Source organism: Saccharopolyspora sp. NPDC000359 (assembly GCF_040300525.1).
In the GTDB taxonomy this organism is placed as follows: Bacteria; Actinomycetota; Actinomycetes; order Mycobacteriales; family Pseudonocardiaceae; genus Saccharopolyspora.
The window spans coordinates 173,986-193,445 of sequence record NZ_JBEPDU010000005.1 but is presented as its reverse complement, the minus strand read 5'-3'; the positions used below and the strand labels follow the sequence as shown (position 1 = coordinate 193,445).

The window sequence follows — 19,460 nt, the reverse complement described above, 5'->3', positions numbered from 1 at the left end:
GGGGTTGGTGTTTGGTGCTAACGTTTGTTCTACCACTGTTACGCACTCACGACCCCCGTCGGCTCTCAGCGGCCGGTGAAGTTCGGGTTGCGCTTGGCGACGAAGGCGGCCACCGCCTCGCGGTGGTCAGCCGTCGCCCCGGCCTCCGCCTGCGCCCCGGCCTCCACCGCCAGGGCCTCGGCCAAGCCCTCGGCCGCCGCGGCCTGCGCGGTCTCCTTGATCCGGGCGTAGGCGAACGTCGGACCAGCCGCCATGCGGGTCGCCAGCTCCATGGCCGCACCGCGCGCTTCGCCCTCGCCGACCACGCGGTTCACCATGCCGATGCGCAGCGCGTCCTCGGCCGCCACCGGCTCGGCCAGCAGCAGCATCTCCATCGCCCGGCCGTAGCCGATCAGCCGGGGCAGCGTCCAGGACGCGCCGGAGTCGGTGGACAGGCCGACGTTGGCGAAGGCCATCAGGAACTTCGCGTCCGAGGACGCCACCCGCAGGTCGCAGGCGTAGGCCAGCGACGCGCCCGCGCCCGCGGCGGTGCCGTTGACCGCCGCGATCACCGGCTTCGGCATGCTCGTCACGGCCCGGATGATCGGGTTGTAGTGCTCCTCCACCGTCTTCAACGGGCTCGGGTCGTCGGCCTCCAGCAGCGCGACGTGCTCCTTGAGGTCCTGCCCGGCGCAGAACGCCCTGCCCGCGCCGGTGATCACCACGGCGCGCACCGAGTCGTCGGCTGCCGCGTCGCGCAATGCGCTGATCAGGGCCTGCTTGAGCTCGACGTTGAGCGAGTTGAACGACTCGGGGCGGTTCAACGTGAGCAGGCGCACACCGGCGGTGTCCTCGGTCAGCAGTACGTCGGTCACTTCGAACTCCTTGCCTCGCGGTCCGCTGCGGCTTCTCGGCCGGGACGGCGCACCGGGTTCCAAAGTGGACTCCGCGGGTCGCGCGATGTCCCAGGTGGACAGTGTTGTCGCAGGTGACCGGGGGCAAGGTGGCGGTGGCCCGCCGCCCGCGGCGACCCGCGGCGCGTCGGCCGCTCCGCGCCGCCGCCAGGTGACCCGCGGCGGCCGCGAAACAGCCCGCACGGGCGCTGAGTCTGCCAGCCGCCGCGGGCATTCGACCAGCGCACGGGCGACACGAGTTGATCGGTTCGGTTTCGTCCCAGCCTCGGGATGGGGGAGAATGGGGGTGAACCCGAGCTGGTTGTGGCGATCAGCGGGGTAAGAGTTCACGGAGGGAGCACGCTATGGCGGCCATGAAGCCCCGGACCGGTGACGGTCCCCTCGAGGTGACTAAGGAGGGACGCGGCATCGTGATGCGCGTTCCACTTGAGGGTGGTGGGCGGCTCGTCGTCGAGATGTCCGTCGAGGAGGCCAAGAACCTGGGCGACGCCCTGGAGTCCGCCACCGGCTGAGGCCGCCGGCCGGCGATCTCGGAGGTGCCGCGGGCGCGGCCCCTCCCGGACCCGAGGCGTCAGCGCAGCGTCGACGACGGGTGGCGAGCACTCTTCGCCGCGGTCGGGGCCCCGGTGCCGAGGTGGGCACCGGGGCCGTCGTCGACAGGCAGGTCCCCGTGGCCGGGTGCGGATCGTGACCGGCCGGGTGACGACGGTAGTTACGAGAGTGCGCGGCCCGTTCGCGCAGGAAGGTCTTTTCGTGTCCGGTGCCTCAGTGTTCCGCCCCGCCCGCCCGGTCCGCGACGCGGACCCGGCGCTGCCCGCGATCCCGACCGCTCTGGTCGAAGTGGAGGTCGTCCGGCAGTGGCGCGACGGCGTGCCCGGCGCGGTTCCGGTCGCCGACGGCGAGTCGGGGCCCGAGCTGGCGGCCGCAGCCGAACAGTTCGATGTGGACGTCGCCGTGCTGGAGGCCATCGGCGCATCGGCCTCGGCCGGTGCGGTCCGCGCGCTGCCGCTGCGCACCGGCGGGCTCGGCTGGGCCGTCGGAGTCGGGTCCGGCGAGCCGGCGAAGTGGCGCAGCGCGGGTGGTGCGCTGGCGCGTGCGGTCCGCGAGCGGCTCAACGACGTGGCCGAGTCCGACGACGAGACCGGTGACCTCGGCGAGGCGTCCGACGCCGACTACCTCCAGGTCAAGCTGCCCGCGGACGTCGACGGCGAGACCGCCTCGGCGCTGACGCTGGGCCTCGCGCTCGGCGGCTACCGGTTCCGGGTGTCGCGCGGCCCGGTGCCGCCGCGGCTGCGGAAGGTCCTGCTCGTCGCGCCGGAAGGTGCTGACGTGGCGGCGCTGGGCGAGCAGGTCCAGCGCGCCCGCGCGCTGGCGGCGGCCACCTCCCTGGCCCGCGACCTCGCGAACACCCCGTCGAACACCAAGGACCCGGCCTGGCTCACCGGCCTGGCCGCGGAACTCGCCGCCGACGCCCCGGACCTGACCGCCACCGTGCGCGACGAGAAGTGGCTCGCCGACCACGGATTCGGCGGCATCCTCGCCGTCGGCGGCGGGTCGTCCCGCCCACCCCGGCTGCTGGAACTCGCCTACCGCCCGAAGGACGCGGCGGGTCCGCACCTGGTGCTGGTCGGCAAGGGCATCACCTTCGACACCGGCGGCATCTCCATCAAGCCCGCCGAAGGCATGCACCTGATGCGCACCGACATGTCCGGCGGCGGTGCGGTGATCGCGGCACTGCTGACCATCGCCCGCCTCGGCCTGCCGATCAAGGTGACCGGCCTGGTGCCCTCGGCGGAGAACCACGTGTCCGGCAGCGCCTACCGGCCCGGGGACGTCGTCCGCCACTACGGCGGCACCACCACCGAAGTCGGCAACACCGACGCCGAAGGCCGGATGGTGCTCGCCGACGCCCTCGCCTACGCCGTCGACAAGCACGAACCCGACCTGCTGGTGGACGTCGCCACGCTCACCGGCGCGATGAAGGTCGCGCTCGGCCTGCGCACCGGCGGGCTGTTCGCCACCGACGGGGACCTGGCCGAGCAGGTCCGCGCCGCTGGTCAGCGCAGCGGCGAGGCCTGGTGGCGGATGCCGCTGGTCGAAGACCACGCGGAAGCCGTCAAGGGCGAGCTGGCGGACGTCAGGCAGACCCCCACCGGGCCCGGCGGCATCACCGCGGCGCTGTTCCTGCGGGAGTTCACCGGCGGGCTGCCGTGGGCGCACCTGGACATCGCGGGCCCCGCGCGGGCGGAGAAGGACTACGACGAGGTCGTGACCGGTGGGACCGGGTTCGCGGCCCGGAGCCTGGTGGAGCTCGCGGCTGGGCTCGTGGCGGGGTGAGGTGTGGCCCGCCGCCCGTGGGGCGCCCCTGAGGTGGGGTGCCCTGCGGGCGGTGGGGTTTGGGGGGTCTGTGGTGGGGCTTGGGCGAGGCTTGGGGATCTGTGGTGGTAATGGGGTGGGGTGGAGGAGGGGTCTCGTTGCGTGCCTGGTCCAGTCGGGTTCGAAGCGGTGGGTGGTTGCGTTTTGGCTTGTAGCAATTTCAATCGAAATTGCCGTCGTCCTCGACGGACGCTGCGGTGGCGAGGTGAGGCAGTTTCAATCGAAGTTGCGTGAGGTTCGCCGCTGATCCTCAGGTTGTGGTGCCGCCGCGTTTGGGGTGGTGGTGCTGGGTTCGGTTCTGGTCCGTCGGTCGTGGTGCGGGGTTCGATGTGCGGTTTGGGGTTAGGGGTTGGCTTGGGGGTTTGTTCCCAGGGTGTGGGCTTTGAAGGTTCCTGTTGCAGGGTTCAGGGGCTGGTTTCTTGGCCAGGTCAGGCCTGTTCTCCTTTTTCTCGGGGGGTCCAGGGGGATTTCCTTCGTGCCTGGGGGTGGGGTCCGGGGGGATTCTGGTAGAAGGGCTACTCCTAGGCCTGCTGCTACCAGGCCTCTCACCGTGTCCACCTCTTCGCTCTCGAACGAAATCCTCGGTTCGAAGCCTGCTTCCCGGGCCAGGTGAGTGAAGATGTGGCGGAGGCCGTAGCCGGGGCGCATCGCGATGAACTCCTCCGCTGCCAGGTCGGTGAGGCGGAGGGTCCTGCGGTGGGCCAGGCGGTGGTGGGTGGGCAGGACTGCTACCAGGGGTTCTTCTCGGATCGTGGCGGTGGACCAGCGGGGGTCGTTCGTGGGGAGCGGGGCGATCAGGCAGAGGTCGATCTCGCCGGCCCAGGTCCGGGCGAGCAGTTCGTCGCGGGCGCCTTGGACCAGGGAGAAGCGGACCCGGGGGTGCTCGTCCCGGAAGCTGCGCAGGAGCGCTGGTACCAGGGTGCTGCCCATCGTGTGCTGGAAGCCGAAGGTCACCTGGCCGCGGTCGGGGTCGAGCTCCTCGACCACCGCGCGGCAGCCCGCCTCCAGCTGCTGCATCGCGTTCTCGGCGGCTTCGGCGAGCAAGGTGCCCGCCCGGGTCAGGTGGATCCCGCGGCCCCGGCGGGCGATGACTGGTGCGCCGAGCTGTTCGCCCAGTTTGGCGAGGGTGCGGCTGACCGTGGGTTGCGGGATGCCGAGGGACTCCGCAGCGCGTGTGAGATGCCCCTCCGCCGCGACCGCGCGCAGCATCGCCAGCGCAGGGGCCAAGTGGGCCGCGAGCTGGGACGGGTTGTCGAAGGGCTGCGACTGATCCACCACCGCATCGATTTTGCGGCATCAGCGCATTGGACGCATTAGTTGGCGGAGCTTAATTTCGGCTGCGTGGACCAGGCACGCACCACCAGAATCCGCATCGCCCTGCTGCTCGGCGCGCTGGCGTTGTTCGCCCTGCTCTACGCGCCGCAGCCGGTGCTACCGCAGTTCGCCGACGCGTTCGCGCTGGCTCCGGGCACGGTCGCGCTGCTGATCTCGGCCGCGACGCTCGGACTGGCGGTGGCGGCCATCCCGCTCGGCGCGCTCGCCGAGGTCGTCGGCCGCCGCCGGGTCATGATCGGAGCGCTACTCGTGGCCGAGGTGCTGGGCCTGCTGCTGCCGTGGGTGCCGGTCTTCGCCGTCCTCGTGGCGATCCGCCTGGTGCAGGGCGTCGCGATCGCCGGGCTGGCCGCCGTCGCGACCGCGTACCTGGCGGAGGAGACCGGCGGGAAGAACCTGGGTGCCGCGATGGGCCTCTACGTCGCGGGCACCACCATCGGCGGCATGACCGGCCGCCTGCTGGGCGGTGTGGTCGGGGACTTCGCGGGTTGGCGGGGCGGGGTGCTGGCCGTGTCCCTGCTGGCCGCGGTCTGCACGGCGCTCTTCGTGGTGCTGCTGCCCGCCGAGCAGAACCACCGCCGCAAGCCGCTCGCGCTCGCGCCGCTGCTCGGCGGGCTGCGCGCGGCGCTGCGGGATCCCGTGCTCTACGCGCCGTACCTAGTCGCTGCCCTGGGCATGGGCACGTTCGTCACGGTCTACAACGTCCTGGGCTTTCGCCTCACCGCGCCGCCGCTGCTGGTGCCCCCGGCGCTGGCCGCACTCGCGTTCCTCGCCTACGCAGCGGGCACCGCGACCTCGGCGTTCGCCGGGCGCGCCGCCGACCGGTACGGGCGCACGCGGGTCCTGCTCAGCGGGCTCGCCGTGACGGTGCTGGGACTCCTGCTGATGCTCGCCGATGACCTGGGCCTGATCGTGGTCGGCTTGGTGGTGTTCACCGGCGGGTTCTTCGCCGCGCACTCGGTGGCCAGCGGCTGGGTCGGCGTCCAGGCGTCAGCGCAGGCCCGTGGCCAGGCCTCGGCGCTGTACCAGCTGGCCTACTACGGCGGCAGCAGCGTCGGTGGTGTGGTCGGTGGCGCGGCCTACGGTGCTTGGAGCTGGTCCGGCATGACGGCGCTGCTCTGCTGCTGGCTCGCGGTCGCAGCTGTCGCGGTGTGGATCGCGCAGGTCAGGTCGCGTCGGAGTCGAAGGGCGGGCGCTCGCCAGGCGCCAGCGGGCGCTGCTGGGGCTTCGGCTGGGTCGGCGGCTGGCCGTTCCCGTTCGAGTTGAGGTCGAGCGGGTTCTCCCCGTCGAAGAGGTGCTTGGTGACCGCCGAGCGCGGGTTGAAGTTGCGGATGCCCCGCAGGTCTTCCAGCGGTTTGCGCAGGTCGTCGAACTCCGGGCCGAGCTCGGACTTGATGTGGTCGCGCGCCCCGGTCGCGTACTCCTTGACCTGGCGGACGGTCTTGCCCAGCCACGCGGCGCCCTGCGGCAGGCGCTCCGGCCCGAGCACGAACAGGCCGACCACGATGAGCACGAGGAGCTCAGGCCAGCCGATGCTATCGAACACCTCTCGACTACCTCCGGGTCCTCGCCGCCCGCGGTCCAGCACCACGCGAGCTGCCAACGCCCCCAGCGTACCGACCGGGCGTCGCGGGTTGGAGGGGGAAGTGGCCGAACACGGTGCCTTCCGGTGGAGGTGTGCAGAGGTTCACCGCAGCGTCACGTCCAGGACCAGCTCGCGGCCCTGCCGCACCACGGCGACCGGGATTTGCTCGCCGACCTGGTGCCGGTCCACGGCCACGACCAGCTCGTCCGCGCTGCCGACCTTGCGCTCACCGACCCGGATGATCACGTCACCCTCGGCGATCCCGGCCGCCGCCGCGGCGCTGCCGTCCTGCACGTTCTGCACCTGGGCGCCGTCGGCCAGGCCATCGCTCACCGACTTGGCGTTCACCCCGAGGTCGGCGTGCTGGACGTGGCCGGTGCGGATCAGCTCCTGGGCGATCCGCCGCACGTCGTCGATCGGGATCGCGAAGCCCAACCCGATCGAACCGCCCTCGCCACCGGCACCCAGCGTGCGGATCGCGCTGTTGATGCCGACCACCGCGCCGTTGCCGTCGACCAGCGCACCACCGGAGTTGCCCGGGTTGATCGCGGCGTCGGTCTGGATCGCGTCGATCACCGCGTTGGTGTCGGTGCCCTCCCCTGCCAACCGCATCGGGCGGTGCACCGAGCTGACGATGCCGGTGGTCACCGTGCCCGCCAGGCCCAGCGGGGAGCCGATGGCGATCACGTCGTCGCCGACGGAGAGGGCGTCGGAGTCGCCGAGCTGGGCGACGGTCGGGTTGGACACCTCGACCTTGATCACCGCGAGGTCGGTCTTGACGTCTCGCCCGACGATCCGGGCCGGGGCCCGCGTGCCGTCGTGGAAGACCGCGGAGACCTTCGCGTTCGGGGTGTCCGCGGCCATCGAGACGACGTGGTTGTTGGTCACCACGTAGCCGTCGCCGTCGATGACCACGCCGGAACCGCTGCCGCCCTGCGCGCCGACGCGCACCTCGATGGAGACCACGGCGGGCACCACGCGCTGCGCGACGGCGGCCACCGTGCCCTTCGGCCGGTCCTGGGCGGGCTCCACCTCGGCCAACGTCACGGACGGGTTGAGCAGCGGGTTGCCCTCCTCAGCGGTGATCCGCCCGAGGAAGCCACCAACGAGGCCGATGAGCACGACGATCACGGTGAGGATCACCAGCGCGCGGGTCTCCACCCGGCGCCCGAACAGGACCTCGCGGACGCTCAGCAGCGGACCGGCCTCGGTCGGTTCGGACTCTTCCTGCTCGACGGACGCGGCGGGCGGGCCGAGCACAGCGCCCGCGGCCGGGTTGCGCCACGGGTCGCGCTCGTCGGAGTTCCACAGCACCGGATCCTCGGCGGGCTCGGGCGTGGCGGGCTGCTCGCCGGGCGCCCGCTGGAGCTGCTCGGTGCTGTCCTCCGGGCGGCCGAAAGCGCTGGCCAGCGGGGCTGCCGGGGGAGTGGTGCCCTCGATGCCGCGCACCGGCAAGTTGCGCCGGTTCGGGTCGAAGCTCCCGGTCACCCCCGGGGGACGCCGGAACGACGAGCTCTGCGCGGGGTCTACCGGGGGGCGGTGCAGCGGCTTGGGCGCCAGGCGGGGTGGTTCCGCGGAGCCGTTCACCCTGGCGGGCGGCGGGGCGGCGCTGGCGGGCACACCGCGCGCCCCGGTGGACGCGCCCTGCCACGGGTGCACCGGCTGAGCGGGGCGCCCGTTGCGGTCTGGCTGGCCTGCGCGGGGGTCCCCCTGCCGTCCCTGCTCGTGGTCCGGGCCCTGCGCGGGCGTTCCTGGCTGGTCGGTCATCGCTCCCCGGGCATGCGGTCGGACTCGTCCCCTCGAGTGGATCACACGGGCGAGGTACCCGTGCCACCGGCACTGGACCCACTACCGGCCTGCCCATTCTGCCGCGCCCCCGGTGAAGTCCGTGTTGGAGTGCGCGAAAACCCGCATCCAGCCGCCAGAGCCGCCCCGACCTGGCGGCACCTCGTGCCCCGCACGTGGTCACAACGCGATCCCAAAGGGAATCGGATGTCCAACTCCCAGTGGAATCGCGTTGTGGAAGGAGAGGCCTGGGGACCAACAAGCTCCGGGCAGCAGGGGGCCTGCCGCCGGGGGCTCGGGTCAGTTGTGCGGGGCGCTGCTCGTGGTCGTGGTGGGGGTCGGTTCGTCGGGGGAGGGGACGACCGCGGCGACCAGGGGCGCGGGTGGTTCGGAGCTCGTCGTCTCCGGGGGCAGCGCCTCGCGGGCGGAGGCCGGGACCACGGCGAACTCCTCGCCCGGCTGCGGTCCGGGCAGACCCGGAACCCGGTGGACACCGTCCTCGTCGGCTGGCAGGTTCATCAGCGCGAGCGCCCCGAGCACCAGGCCGGAGAACACCACACCGGCGCCCTGCTTGGTGCGCCGCCCCACGCGGCGGGACGGCTCGGGCTCACCAGCGAAAGGGTGGGCGCTGCCCAGTGGCTGCTGACCGCCGCCGAGCGGCGTGGTGGAACCCAGGACCGGGCCGGTGCCGAACCGGTTCGCGCGGTCGGGGCGGGAGACGGTGACCAGCTGGCCGTCCTCGGTCAGCGCCAGGCCTTCCGGTTGGCTGGGCAGCTCGGCGTGCGTCGGTATGGCCTGCAGGGCCTGCAGGAGCTTCGGCGAGATCGACGGGGTCCCGGCGGCCTTCACCGCGGCCCGCGCCTGCCGCTGAGCAGCGGCATCCGCGGTGCACGCGGGGCACCGGGCCAGGTGGGCGGCGGCGCGGTCATGGGCGTTCGGGCTCAGTTCCCCGTCCACGAAAGCGACGATCGCGTCCAGCGCGAGGTGCTGCTCGGGCAGACCCCACCCACGCAAAACCGTCATCCGTCTCAAACCTCCCGGGCTTGCTCGCGGCGAGATTCCAAGGTGGCCTTCAGCATCTGGCGCCCGCGGTGGATCCGGCTGCGGACCGTGCCGAGCTTGACGCCCAGCGTCGTCCCGATCTCCTCGTAGGAGAGGCCCTCGACGTCGCAGAGGACCACTGCGGCCCGGAACTCCGGGGGCAGCTCGTCCAACGCCGCCTGCAGGTCGGGGTCGAGGTGGGTGTCCTGGAACACCTGCTCCGGGCTCGGGTCACCACCGGGCAGCCGGTCGGTGTCCTCGGGCAGGCCCTCCATCCGCAGGCGGGACCTGCGGCGGGCCATGTCCAGGAACAGGTTCGTGGTGATCCGGTGCAGCCAGCCCTCGAACGTGCCGGGCTTGTACGACGCCAGCGAGCGGAACACCCGGATGAAGGTCTCCTGGGTGAGGTCCTCGGCGTCGTGCTGGTTACCGGTCAGGCGGTACGCCAGCCGGTACACCCGGTCGGCGTGCTGCCGCACGACGTCGTCCCACGACGGCGGGGTCCAGGCGACCTCCTCAGCGGGCGAGACCGTGCTGGGTTGAGCTCCGGTGCTCGGTCGAGCACTGGGGGCCACACTCATCGGCTGAGTTGCCATTGGGCGAAAAGCCACCTCCTGCGCTGTGCATCTACCAGAACGACTGGGCCGGGCTGGTTGTTCCCGACCCCCTCGGTGGGAAGACGCCGAAGGGTGTAGGTCATGACGCTACTAGTGTCGTCCGCCCTGGTGAGGTGGCCTTAATAAGCGCCTGAGAGCAGCCTGAGAACCTGACGTGATCCAGGTCGCTGCCGGGGTTGCCGGAAACGGCCCACTAACGATGTCGACGGCGCGGGTCACGGATGAGCACAACATCGATAACCTTTCGCGTTGTGATTCCCGAGACGCCGCTCGGTGCCGGGCCCGCGGGCCGCGAGAAGACACCGCTGCGCATGCCCGACGGCCCGCAGGGCACGTCGGTCGGGGCTTCGCCGCTGCACGTGCTGCGCTTCCTCGCGGCGGCGCTGCGGGCGAAGGCCGTCGTCGAGGTCGGCACCGGCTCCGGGGAGACCGCGTTGTGGCTGCTCCGCGGCATGATGCCCGACGGCGTCGTGACCTCGATCGACGCGGACGCGGCGGTGCACCGCGCGGCCCGCGGGACGCTGCGCGAGGCGGGGATCCCGGCCGGGCGCACCCGGCTGATCGCCGGTCGGGCCGTCGACCTGATGCCCCGCCTCACCGAGGGCGGCTACGACCTGGTCTCGGTGAACATCGCCACCACCGAGTACCCGCAGTACCTGGAGCTGGGTCTGCGCCTGCTGCGCCCGGGCGGCGTGATCGTCTTCGCCGGGACCCAGCTGGCGGGACCGGACACGCGCAACGCGATGGCCCAGGCCATGCGCGAGCTGATCAGCGAGGTCCAGGCCGACGACAGCCTGGTCCCGGTGACCCTGCCGACCGGCCCGGGCCTGCTCGCCATCACCAAGCAGGCCTGAGCGCTCAGGCCGGGGACACCGACAGGAGCTTGCCGGCCAGGCCGCGGGAGCGGGTGGAGAGGCGCTTGGCGATGTCGTTGAGCACCACCGCGGCCGGGGAGTCCGGGGCCTCCAAAACCAGCGGGGTGCCGGAGTCGCCCGCCTCGCGCAGCCGCGGGTCCAGCGGCACCTGGCCGAGCAGCGGGACGTCGGTGCCGATCGAGCGGGTCAGCGAGTCCGCGACCAGCTGGCCGCCGCCGGAGCCGAAGACCTCCATCCGCTGGCCGTCGGGCAGCTCCATCCAGGACATGTTCTCCACCACGCCGGCCAGCCGCTGGCGGGTCTGCATGGCGATCGCCCCGGCGCGCTCGGCCACCTCGGCCGCCGCCTGCTGCGGGGTGGTGACCACCAGGATCTCGGCGTTCGGGATGAGCTGGGCGGTGGACAGCGCCACGTCGCCGGTGCCCGGGGGCAGGTCCAGCAGCAGCACGTCGAGGTCGCCCCAGAACACGTCGGCGAGGAACTGCTGCAGCGCGCGGTGCAGCATCGGGCCGCGCCAGACCACCGGGGTGTTGCCCGGGGTGAACATGCCGATCGAGATGACCTTCACGCCGTGCGACTGCGGCGGCATGATCATCTTCTCCACCTGGGTGGGCTTGCCGCCCGCGCCCAGCATCCGCGGCACCGAGTGGCCGTAGATGTCGGCGTCCACCACGCCCACGGACAGCCCGCGCTGGGCCATCGCGGCGGCGAGGTTCACCGTCACGCTGGACTTGCCCACGCCGCCCTTGCCGGAGGCCACGCAGTACACCCGGGTCATCGAGCCCGGCTCGGCGAACGGGATGCGTGGCTCGGCGGCGTCACCGCGCAGCATCTTGCGCAGCTCGGTGCGCTGCTCGTCGCTCATCACGTCCAGCTCGACCTGGACCGAGCTGACGCCGTCGACCGCGGAGACGGCGGAGGTGACCCGCTGGGTGATGGTCTCCCGCATCGGGCAGCCCTTGACCGTCAGGTACACCTCGACCGCGACGGCGCCGTCCTCGCCGACAGACACGCTCTTGACCATGCCGAGATCGGTGATCGGTCGCCGGATCTCCGGGTCCTCGACCTGGCTGAGGGCCTTGCGGACGGCGTCCTCGGTGGGCGCGGACTGCGTACTGGTCACGGTTACCTCGGCAAGCTGTTGGGAACTTCGCGGAGAGGCCAAGGCTCTCACACCGCCCCTTCGGGGCGACTCCAATGCTACGGACCGGTAGCCCGTCCGGAACAGGGGCGATGGCGCTACGCGGGGTGACGGCCGATCTTTCGGCGGGGGCGCTGCGGAGTCAGTCGAACGCGGACCGTAATATCAGTCCCCGTGGCCGAGACGGCTCTTGACCGATTACCGACGCGAAGCGAGTTGATGGCGTACCGCAGCTTCCTCCGCGCGCACGCCCGGGTCACGCGCTGCCTGGAGGGCGACCTGATCGCCGAGCAACGGCTGACGCTGGCCGCCTACGACGTCCTGGAAGCGCTGGCCGAGGCGCCGGACCGCCGGTTGCGCATGACGGAGCTGGCCGACGTGGTGCTGCTCTCCCGCTCCGGGGTGACCCGGCTGGTGGACCGGCTCGAACGGCTCGGGCTGGTGCAGCGGGTCCGGGTGGATTCCGACGGCCGCGGGGTCCAGGCGGTGATCACCGAACGTGGCGAGCACCGGCTGCGGACGGCGACCTCGACGCACCGCAACGGCGTCGCGCGGTACTTCCTGTCGGCGACGGCGGGCGAGCTGGAGGCGCTGATGCGCACCTGCGAGCGGCTGGCCGACGGGGGCGTGCCGTCGCCGCCCGGGCAGCGTGCGCAAGCATGAGGGTGTGCCTGAAGCGAAGTACTCCGCGCCCGAGGTGATCCGCGCCGTCGGGCTGGTTCGGTTCGCGGACCGCAGGTTGTTGCTGGTCCGCGCCGGTTACCAGGACGCGTTCTACCTGCCCGGCGGCAAGATCGATCCCGGCGAGACCGAGGTGCAGGCGCTGCACCGGGAGGTCCGGGAGGAGCTGGGCGTCGGGCTGCTGGGCGCGGACTTCTACCGCCGCTACGAGACCGACGCGGTCGGTCAGGGCGAGGGCGTCCAGGTGTCGCTGAGCTGCTACTTCGGCGAGCTGGACGGCGAGCCGGAACCGGCGGCGGAGATCGCCGAACTGGCCTGGATGACCCGCGAGGAGTACCTGGCCCGCCCGGTCACGGCCCCGGCGATCGTCGCCCTCTACGCCGACCTCGACCCGTCCTGACCGCTGTGGCACGCCGCGTGCCCGTCATGCCGACGAGACTGTGGTGCCGGGTGACCGACGTGCCGACGGGGGTCACAGTTCCAGTGGAAGTGCGGAGTCAGGGCTCCTCGGTCCTGGTTGGGTTCCGGGTGCGGCGCTTGTCCGTCGTGGGGCGTGGACCGGGGAGCTCCTCGCGGAGCCGGTCCAGCTCGCCGCGCAGGTAGTCGCGGGTGGCGACCTCGCCGATCGCCAGGCGCAGGGCCGCCAGCTCGCGGGCCAGGAAGTCGGTGTCGGCCTTGGTCTGCTCGGCGCGCGCCCGGTCCTCCTCCAGCGAGATGCGGTCCCGGTCGTCCTGGCGGTTCTGCGCCAGCAGGATCAGCGGCGCGGCGTAGGACGCCTGGGTGGAGAAGGCCAGGTTGAGCAGGATGAACGGGTACGGGTCCCAGCGCAGGCCGACCGCGAACAGGTTCACCCCGATCCAGGTGATGACGAAGACGGTCATCCAGAACAGGAACGTGCCGGTGCCCAGGAACCGCGCGATGCGCTCGGAGAACCGGCCGAACATCTCCCGGTCGAACCGCAGGGCCAGGTGGTGCGGCGTGCGGGGCTGGTCGAGTCGTCGATGGGTCAGCAGCTCGGGCATCAGCGCGCCTCCCGGTCCGTCGGCTGGTTCGGTTCGGCTTCCGGCAGCCCGCTCTCCCGCCAGCCCTCCGGCAGCAGGTGGTCCAGCACGTCGTCGACGGTGACCGCGCCGACGAGATGCTCCTCGTCGTCCAGCACCGGCCCGCACACCAGGTTGTAGGCGGCGAAGTAGCGGGTCACCTCGGTCAACGGGTCCTGCGGGGAGAGGCTGGCCAGGTCGGTGTCCAGCGCCCCGGCGACCAGAGTGGACGGTGGTTCGCGGAGCAGCCGCTGGATGTGCACGCAGCCCAGGTAGCGCCCGGTCGGGGTGGCCGACGGCGGACGGCAGACGAACACCAGGCTGGACAGCGCCACCGGCAGGTCCGGGTTGCGGACCATGGCGAGCGCTTCGGCGATCGTGGCGTCCGGCGCGACGACGACCGGTTCCGGCGTCATCAGGCCGCCCGCGGTGTCGGAGGAATACTCCAGCAGCCGCTTGACCGGGGCCGACTCCTCCGGGGCCATCAGGTCGAGCAGCCGGTCCTTGTCCACTTCGGACAGCTCGGCGAGCAGGTCGGCGGCGTCGTCCGGGCTCATCGCGCCCAGCACGTCGGCGGCGCGGTCCTCGTCGAGGTGGCGCAGCAGGTCCTTCTGGTCGTCCTCGGGCAGCTCCGCCACGACGTCGGCGAGCCGCTCGTCGTCGAGCGCCTCGGCGACCTCGTAACGGCGCTTGGTCGGCAGGTCGTGCAGGGTGCTGGCGACGTCGACGGCGCGCATCGTGTCGAACATGGCCAGCAGCTGCTGCACGCCCTGCGGACGGCCGGTGACCTCGGCGAACTCCAGGCCGGTCACCTGGTCCCAGTCCAGCACCTGGGTGGGGCCGCGGCGGCCGAGCCGCCCGGTGCGCTCGCGGACGGCGAGCTTGGACAGCTGCCAGTCGCGGGTGCGGGTCTGCTCCATCGCGACGTCGACCAGCACGGCGGGGGCGCCGGATGCGTCGATGGTGACGCGGGCGTCGAGGAGCTGGCCGAGCACCAGCAGTTCGTTGGGGCGCTGGTGGAACTGCCGCAGGTTCACCGATCCGGTCGCCAGCGTCACCGCGTTGGGTTCGATCCTGGTGACCCGCAGCATCGGCACGAAGATGCCGCGGTGCGCGGGCAGCTCGACGACCACGCCGAGCACGCGTGGCGGCCGCCGCCCGATGCTGAGCCCGGCGACCACGTCGCGCACTCGACCGATCGATTCGCCATCCGGCCCGAAGACCGGCAGACCGGCCATCCGGGCGGCGAACACCCTGGTCGCGGCAACCACGCGATCAGGTTAGGCACTTCGCGGTCGGTCCGCTGCCCGGCAGGTGACCTCCGGCACGCCCTGCCCCGCCCGGGGGCGTGGTACACAACCAGCAGCAGTCGTCGGGGGCCTCAGCCGCTCGGGCGACGCGCAACCAGCACCAGGTTTTCTCGGGAGGACAACGTGGACGGTCGACGTGCGCGGCGCAGCTGCCTGGCGGTGCCCGGCTCCAGCGCGAAGATGATCGACAAGGCGCGCGGGCTGGCCGTCGACCAGTTCTTCCTGGACCTCGAGGACGCGGTGGCGCCGCTGGCCAAGGCCGAGGCGCGGGAGCGGATCGTCGGCGCGCTCAACGAGGGCGGCTGGGACGGCAAGATCCGCTCGGTGCGGGTCAACGCGCTGGACACCGAGTGGACCTACCGGGACGTGGTGACCGTCGTGGAGGGCGCGGGCGCCGAGCTCGACACCATCATCCTGCCCAAGGTGAGCACCCCCGACCACGTGCGGTGGCTGGACCTGACGCTGACCCAGGTCGAGCGCGCGACCGGCCTGGAGGTCGGCCGGATCGGCATCGAGCCGCAGGTCGAGGACGCCGCCGGGCTGGTCGAGGTGGACGCGATCGCCACCGCCTCGCCGCGGGTGGCGGCGCTGGTCTACGGGCCCGCGGACTTCATGGCCTCGATCAACATGCGCTCCCTGGTGGTGGGCCACCAGCCCCCGGGCTACGACGTGGGCGACGCCTACCACTACACCTTGATGCGGATCCTGATCGCGGCCCGCGCGGCCGGGATCCAGGCCATCGACGGGCCGTACCTGCAGATCAAGGACGTCGACGGGCTGCGGCGGGTCGGCGGTCGCACGGCTGCGCTGGGCTTCGACGGCAAGTGGGTCCTGCACCCGGCCCAGGTGGACGCGGTGAACGAGCTGTTCTCCCCACGCCAGGAGGACTACGACCACGCCGAGAACATCCTGGACGCCTACGAGTGGCACACCTCGGCCGCCGGTGGTGCGCGCGGCGCGGCGATGCTCGGCGACGAGATGATCGACGAGGCCTCCCGCAAGATGGCCTTGGTCATCGCGGGCAAGGGGCGGGCCGCGGGGATGCCCCGGACGGACCGCTGGACCCCACCGGAGGGGTGACGGCCCGAGCGCCCCGCTCACCATGCGGCACCGCACCGGGTTGGTCCGCCAGGGTTGAGGTTCGGGGCAACGGGGGAGAGTGGCTGAGTTCGGGGCCACCGGTCGGCTCCCGCGCGGTAGGTTTCGGGTGATCCGCAGGTGTCGATGGAGAGGGCGGATTCCGAGGTGTCCACCGCGGCTGGAGCGGAGAACGAGCAGGAACTGCGCCTGGCGCTGGCGATGCGCGGTGGCGCGAGCATGGCGGTGTGGATCGGCGGCGCCGTCGCCGAGATCAACCGGCTGCGCACCGCGCTCGACGCCGAGGACCCGTCCGGGGCCCACCCGTGGGCGGCGCTGGCGGAGCTGTCCGGCTATGACTCGGTCGCCGTCGACGTGCTCGCCGGGGCCTCGGCCGGGGGGCTCAACGCCACGCTGCTGGCCGCCACCCTCGTCTACGGCATGCCGTTCGACCGGATGCGCGAGGTCTGGGTGAAGCTCGGCGACGTCGAGGCGATGTCCCGGCCGGTGCCGAAGTTCTGGCAGCCCAGCCCACCGTCGCTGCTGGAGGGCGACGACTACTTTCGCGCCGAACTGGTGGAGGTCATCACCGGCAACGTGCCCGAGGAGGCGGATCTGCCGGGAAACCGCGCCGACCTGCTGCTCACCGCGACCCTGCTGGACCCGACCGTGGAGCAGCGGCTCGACGCCCGCGCCGGGACGATGCTGCAGGAACGGCGCACCGCCTCGTTCTCGTTCCGGCACCGGGGGCGGGCGGGTGATCCGCTGTCCGACTTCGGGGCGGGCGAGCAGTTCCCCGCCACGGTGCTGCGGTTGGCCCACGCGGCGCGCGCCACCTCGTCGTTCCCGTTCGCCTTCGAGCCCGCCCAGGTGTTCTCCTCGCTCGGTCGGCCCCCGGAGGGCGAGCCGAACATGGTGGGCCTGTTCTCCGAGACCACCGCTGACTCCGGGCGGGCGCCGTTCCGCGTGATCGACGGTGGCGTGCTGGACAACATCCCGGTGTCGGCGGCGATCAACGCGATCACCGAGGCGCCTGCGGACCGCCCCACGCAGCGGTGGCTGCTGTACCTGAACCCGGACCCCGTCGCCTCGCACGAGCAGCGCCGCGAACCGGGGCGCGCCGTCCCGGTGACCCTGAGCGCGCTGCGCGCCCGCATGACCCAGGAGTCGCTGCTGGCCGACCTCGACGCGCTGGAGGAGCACAACCGCGTCGTGGAGCGAACGGCGTTGCGGCGCAAGGCGTTGTTCGCGCAGCTCAATGCCACTCCTGACGGGGACCGGTTGGCCGCGTTGGCCAGCCAGGTCGCCGCCGTCGCGCCCGACCACGCCGTGGTGCGCGCGGAGCTCGACGCGCAGGCGGTCCACCGGCTGCTCACCGAGCCCGCGGGCAGCGAGGACGGGAAGCTGCTGCCGCCGGTGGTCGGCGACCCGCTCGCGGACTGGTCGGCACCCGCCCGGAACCAGCTCGCGCGGCACCTGTCGGACGGGCTTGGCCGGGAGGCGACGAGGCGGGTCTTCGACGACGCGCGCAGCCTGCTCACCGCGGTCCAGGAGTGCCTCGGCTGGGCGTGGGACATCGAGCGCTGGTCGCCGGAGAGCCGGGAGGTCGGGCGCTGCAAGTCGGTGCTCTACCGGTTGCGCGCGTTCGCCGAGGTGCTGGAGGGCCACGCGGACCGGTACTGGATCAACGGCGCGAAGCTGGAGCCGATCGTCGAGACCGCCGAGCTCGACGAGTGGGTGCAGCGGGTGCTGCGCCGCCGGGTCCGGTTGCAGCACGCGCTGCCCACGCCGATCGCGCCGCTGCTCGGCGAGGTCCTGAGCGCGGTGGAGGACGGCCCGGACCACCAGCGGGTGCTCGCCGAGTTCGCCGCTGAGCTCCGGTCCATCGTGGAGTCATCGGGCGCGGACGCGGTGCCCGAGGCCACCGGGGTGGATGCGGTGGCCGAAGCGCGCAAGGTGCTGCACCGCGTCGCCGACCGGCTGGCCGCCCTCGCACCGCCGCGCGAGCGGTGCGACGAGCCGGAGCAGATCGGTTACTCGCTGCTGGAGCGCAGCGACCAGCGGTCCGAGGTGCTCCAGCAGCTGGTGGTGCTGACCGCGCCGCTGGACGTGGGGCGGGTGCCCGGCTCGCGGATCAACCTGCTGCGCGTGGTCAGCGACGAGCAGAGCCCGCTGCCGTTCGCCGCGCTGCGACGCGGGGAAGGCGTTCCGCTGCGGATCGCGGACAAGATCCGGGGCTTGGACATCGGCAATTTCGGGGCGTTCCTGTCCGCCAAGTGGCGGGCCAACGACTGGATGTGGGGGCGCATGGACGCCGCCGCCGCGCTGGTCGGGCTGCTCGCCGACCCGGTGCGGCTGCGGCGGCACGGCGGCGCGGAGGCGCTGGGCAGCGCGCTGCAGGAGATCGTCAGCCGCCCGACGGAGGCCGAGCTCGGTGACCTGGACGAGGCGCAGGCCGCGCAGTGGCGCGGCTTCCTCGCCGAGGTGTGGTCGCGGCACGCGGGCGAGGTGCGCGCCGAGCTCGACGCCCTGTTCGCCCGGCCTGACGACGAGCACCCGCTGACCGAGACGCGGAAGCTGCTCACCGAGCGCCTGCAGTGGACGATCGCGGCCGAGGAGGTCCCGTACGTGGCGACGGTCGCCTCGGGCGCGGACCAGCGCGGCGGCGGCCGACCGGCGACGCCCGCACCGGCGGAGCTGTCGAGCGAGGTCGAGCGCTACGCCGTCGGGCGCCAGCGGTTCCCCGACCTGGGGGAGCGGCGGGCGCTGTCGCTGGCCACCCGGTTCGGGCTGCTGGCCTACCGCGCCGCCCGCCCGTCGGGCGGGGGCGTGCTGCGCTGGTTCGGCCGCCGGGCGATGACGCTGGTCAAACCGCTGGTGATGATGGTCATCTACGCCGTGGCGGCGCCGCGCCGGGCCGCGCTGCTCGGGCTGCTGGCCGCCACCGCGGTGGCGTTCACCGGGATCGGTCAGCCGGACCTGCAGTCGCTGGAGGTGCTATCGGGCGGCGGTTCCGGGTTCGACCACGTCGAGCAGGCGTTGACCGCCACGGCGGTCGCGCCGGACCAGGGCTTCCTGTGCGGGTTCGGCGAGTGCGAGGTCCCCCCGCCGGACTTCGGCTGGTTCGCCTACACCCCGGTGCACGGCAACTGGCTGGGCGTCGCGGACTTCTCGAGCAGCTCCTTCGGCCCCGGTGTGCTGATCGCGATGCTGCTGGTGGCGGTGTTCGCGGTGTGGCTGGGCAGCCGAGCGGCGCGCCGCTTCGGCACCGGGTTGGCGCGCTGGGTCCCAGCGCTGGTCATCGCGGCGGCGCTGCTCGCCGCGGAGTTCTGGGTGTTCGCCACCGGTTTCCGGCTCGGCCCGCTCGGTCTGGCGCTGGCGGCGGTGCTGCTGACCTGGGCCGCGGCGGTCGCCTACCGGCCGGGCGCCCGCATCGGCGCGACGGCCCTGACTGCGGTGGTCTTCGGCGGAGTCCTGTGGCTGGTCCAACCGAACGCCTACACCGGCGGCGGCTGGATCCTCCTGGCAACGGCCCTCACGGCCTACGCCCACATGATCCTGCTGGGCACGTTCGACGTCCTAGCCCCCCGCCCCAGACGCCGCACCCCCCAGTAACCCACCACCCCCAAGTAACCCACCACCCCCTGACGGGCCTTCGGCCCGGGCGGTGCCGCACCTTCCAGGCTCCACAGGACCACAGTTTCAAC

Annotated in this window: 17 protein-coding genes; 8 read left to right on the top strand and 9 right to left on the bottom strand. The window is 72.5% G+C overall.

All coding sequences use genetic code 11. The annotated features are described in order from the left end of the window. Positions 1-65: 65 nt before the first annotated feature. The gene (locus ABT324_RS05925) at positions 66-854 is read right to left on the bottom strand and encodes an enoyl-CoA hydratase-related protein (protein ID WP_351172294.1); all 789 of its coding nucleotides are present in this window, start codon (positions 852-854) and stop codon (positions 66-68) included. 383 nt (positions 855-1,237) lie between these two features. Between ABT324_RS05925 and ABT324_RS05920 the strand changes: the two genes are divergently transcribed. Both ABT324_RS05920 and ABT324_RS05915 read left to right on the top strand, forming a co-directional pair. Further along, the gene (locus ABT324_RS05920; protein WP_009949794.1) at positions 1,238-1,405 is read left to right on the top strand and encodes a DUF3117 domain-containing protein; all 168 of its coding nucleotides are present in this window, start codon (positions 1,238-1,240) and stop codon (positions 1,403-1,405) included. Positions 1,406-1,646: 241 nt separating this feature from the next. Continuing rightward, complete coding sequence (locus ABT324_RS05915) at positions 1,647-3,230, top strand: leucyl aminopeptidase family protein (protein WP_351172291.1); 1,584 nt, start codon at positions 1,647-1,649, stop codon at positions 3,228-3,230. 381 nt (positions 3,231-3,611) lie between these two features. Here the strand turns inward: ABT324_RS05915 and ABT324_RS05910 are convergent, their stop codons facing one another. Further along, positions 3,612-4,547 carry a LysR family transcriptional regulator gene (locus tag ABT324_RS05910; protein ID WP_351172288.1) on the bottom strand — a complete coding sequence of 312 codons (936 nt, stop codon included), beginning with the start codon at positions 4,545-4,547 and terminating at the stop codon, positions 3,612-3,614. A gap of 63 nt (positions 4,548-4,610) precedes the next feature. Here ABT324_RS05910 and ABT324_RS05905 point away from each other — a divergent pair, with 63 nt between their 5' ends. Next, on the top strand, positions 4,611-5,867 hold the full coding sequence (locus ABT324_RS05905; RefSeq protein ID WP_351172285.1) for an MFS transporter: 1,257 nt from the start codon (positions 4,611-4,613) through the stop codon (positions 5,865-5,867). On the opposite strand, the gene tatB is transcribed toward ABT324_RS05905, so the two are convergent. From tatB to sigE, 4 genes are all read right to left on the bottom strand, one after another. Beyond that, positions 5,767-6,147: a Sec-independent protein translocase protein TatB gene (tatB, locus tag ABT324_RS05900; RefSeq protein WP_351172282.1), complete on the bottom strand. Its 381-nt coding sequence runs from the start codon at positions 6,145-6,147 to the stop codon at positions 5,767-5,769. The two genes, ABT324_RS05905 and tatB, sit on opposite strands and share 101 nt — an antisense overlap. Positions 6,148-6,288: 141 nt before the next feature. Further along, complete coding sequence (locus tag ABT324_RS05895) at positions 6,289-7,953, bottom strand: trypsin-like peptidase domain-containing protein (protein WP_351172279.1); 1,665 nt, start codon at positions 7,951-7,953, stop codon at positions 6,289-6,291. A 318-nt stretch (positions 7,954-8,271) separates the two neighbouring features. Next, a complete protein-coding gene (locus ABT324_RS05890; protein ID WP_351172276.1) occupies positions 8,272-8,994 on the bottom strand; it encodes a zf-HC2 domain-containing protein in 723 nt (240 codons plus the stop codon). A 5-nt stretch (positions 8,995-8,999) separates the two neighbouring features. Next, positions 9,000-9,593, bottom strand: a complete 594-nt coding sequence (gene sigE, locus ABT324_RS05885; protein WP_351172273.1) for an RNA polymerase sigma factor SigE — start codon at positions 9,591-9,593, stop codon at positions 9,000-9,002. 287 nt (positions 9,594-9,880) lie between these two features. On the opposite strand from sigE, the gene ABT324_RS05880 reads away from it, so the two are divergent. Next, positions 9,881-10,483 carry an O-methyltransferase gene (locus tag ABT324_RS05880; RefSeq protein WP_351172270.1) on the top strand — a complete coding sequence of 201 codons (603 nt, stop codon included), beginning with the start codon at positions 9,881-9,883 and terminating at the stop codon, positions 10,481-10,483. Between the two features lie 4 nt (positions 10,484-10,487). Here ABT324_RS05880 and ABT324_RS05875 read toward each other — a convergent pair whose 3' ends face one another. After that, entirely contained in the window at positions 10,488-11,627 is a 1,140-nt protein-coding gene (locus ABT324_RS05875) for an Mrp/NBP35 family ATP-binding protein (RefSeq protein ID WP_351172267.1), read from the bottom strand. Positions 11,628-11,864: 237 nt separating this feature from the next. Here ABT324_RS05875 and ABT324_RS05870 point away from each other — a divergent pair, with 237 nt between their 5' ends. Continuing rightward, positions 11,865-12,308, top strand: a complete 444-nt coding sequence (locus ABT324_RS05870) for a MarR family winged helix-turn-helix transcriptional regulator (protein WP_351172264.1) — start codon at positions 11,865-11,867, stop codon at positions 12,306-12,308. Positions 12,309-12,312: 4 nt separating this feature from the next. After that, on the top strand, positions 12,313-12,726 hold the full coding sequence (locus ABT324_RS05865; RefSeq protein WP_351172261.1) for an NUDIX hydrolase: 414 nt from the start codon (positions 12,313-12,315) through the stop codon (positions 12,724-12,726). Positions 12,727-12,823: 97 nt separating this feature from the next. Here ABT324_RS05865 and ABT324_RS05860 read toward each other — a convergent pair whose 3' ends face one another. Next, a complete protein-coding gene (locus ABT324_RS05860) occupies positions 12,824-13,348 on the bottom strand; it encodes a DUF1003 domain-containing protein (RefSeq protein WP_351172258.1) in 525 nt (174 codons plus the stop codon). Beyond that, positions 13,348-14,637 (bottom strand): magnesium transporter MgtE N-terminal domain-containing protein, encoded by a 1,290-nt coding sequence (locus tag ABT324_RS05855; protein WP_351172255.1) that lies wholly within the window; start codon positions 14,635-14,637, stop codon positions 13,348-13,350. The genes ABT324_RS05860 and ABT324_RS05855 overlap by 1 nt, the downstream gene beginning before the upstream one ends. A gap of 162 nt (positions 14,638-14,799) precedes the next feature. Between ABT324_RS05855 and ABT324_RS05850 the strand changes: the two genes are divergently transcribed. Further along, positions 14,800-15,756, top strand: a complete 957-nt coding sequence (locus tag ABT324_RS05850; RefSeq protein WP_351172252.1) for an HpcH/HpaI aldolase/citrate lyase family protein — start codon at positions 14,800-14,802, stop codon at positions 15,754-15,756. 144 nt (positions 15,757-15,900) lie between these two features. Then, entirely contained in the window at positions 15,901-19,368 is a 3,468-nt protein-coding gene (locus ABT324_RS05845) for a patatin-like protein (RefSeq protein WP_351172249.1), read from the top strand. Positions 19,369-19,460 lie beyond the last annotated feature (92 nt).

Excerpts from the sequence above, each read along its gene's own strand:
- ABT324_RS05920 (WP_009949794.1), top strand. The coding sequence starts at position 1,238 with ATGGCGGCCATGAAGCCCCGGACCGGTGACGGTCCCCTCGAGGTGACT.
- ABT324_RS05895 (WP_351172279.1), bottom strand. The coding sequence starts at position 7,953 with ATGACCGACCAGCCAGGAACGCCCGCGCAGGGCCCGGACCACGAGCAG.
- ABT324_RS05890 (WP_351172276.1), bottom strand. The coding sequence starts at position 8,994 with ATGACGGTTTTGCGTGGGTGGGGTCTGCCCGAGCAGCACCTCGCGCTG.
- sigE (WP_351172273.1), bottom strand. The coding sequence starts at position 9,593 with ATGAGTGTGGCCCCCAGTGCTCGACCGAGCACCGGAGCTCAACCCAGC.
- ABT324_RS05870 (WP_351172264.1), top strand. The coding sequence starts at position 11,865 with ATGGCGTACCGCAGCTTCCTCCGCGCGCACGCCCGGGTCACGCGCTGC.
- ABT324_RS05860 (WP_351172258.1), bottom strand. The coding sequence starts at position 13,348 with ATGCCCGAGCTGCTGACCCATCGACGACTCGACCAGCCCCGCACGCCG.
- ABT324_RS05845 (WP_351172249.1), top strand. The coding sequence starts at position 15,901 with ATGGAGAGGGCGGATTCCGAGGTGTCCACCGCGGCTGGAGCGGAGAAC.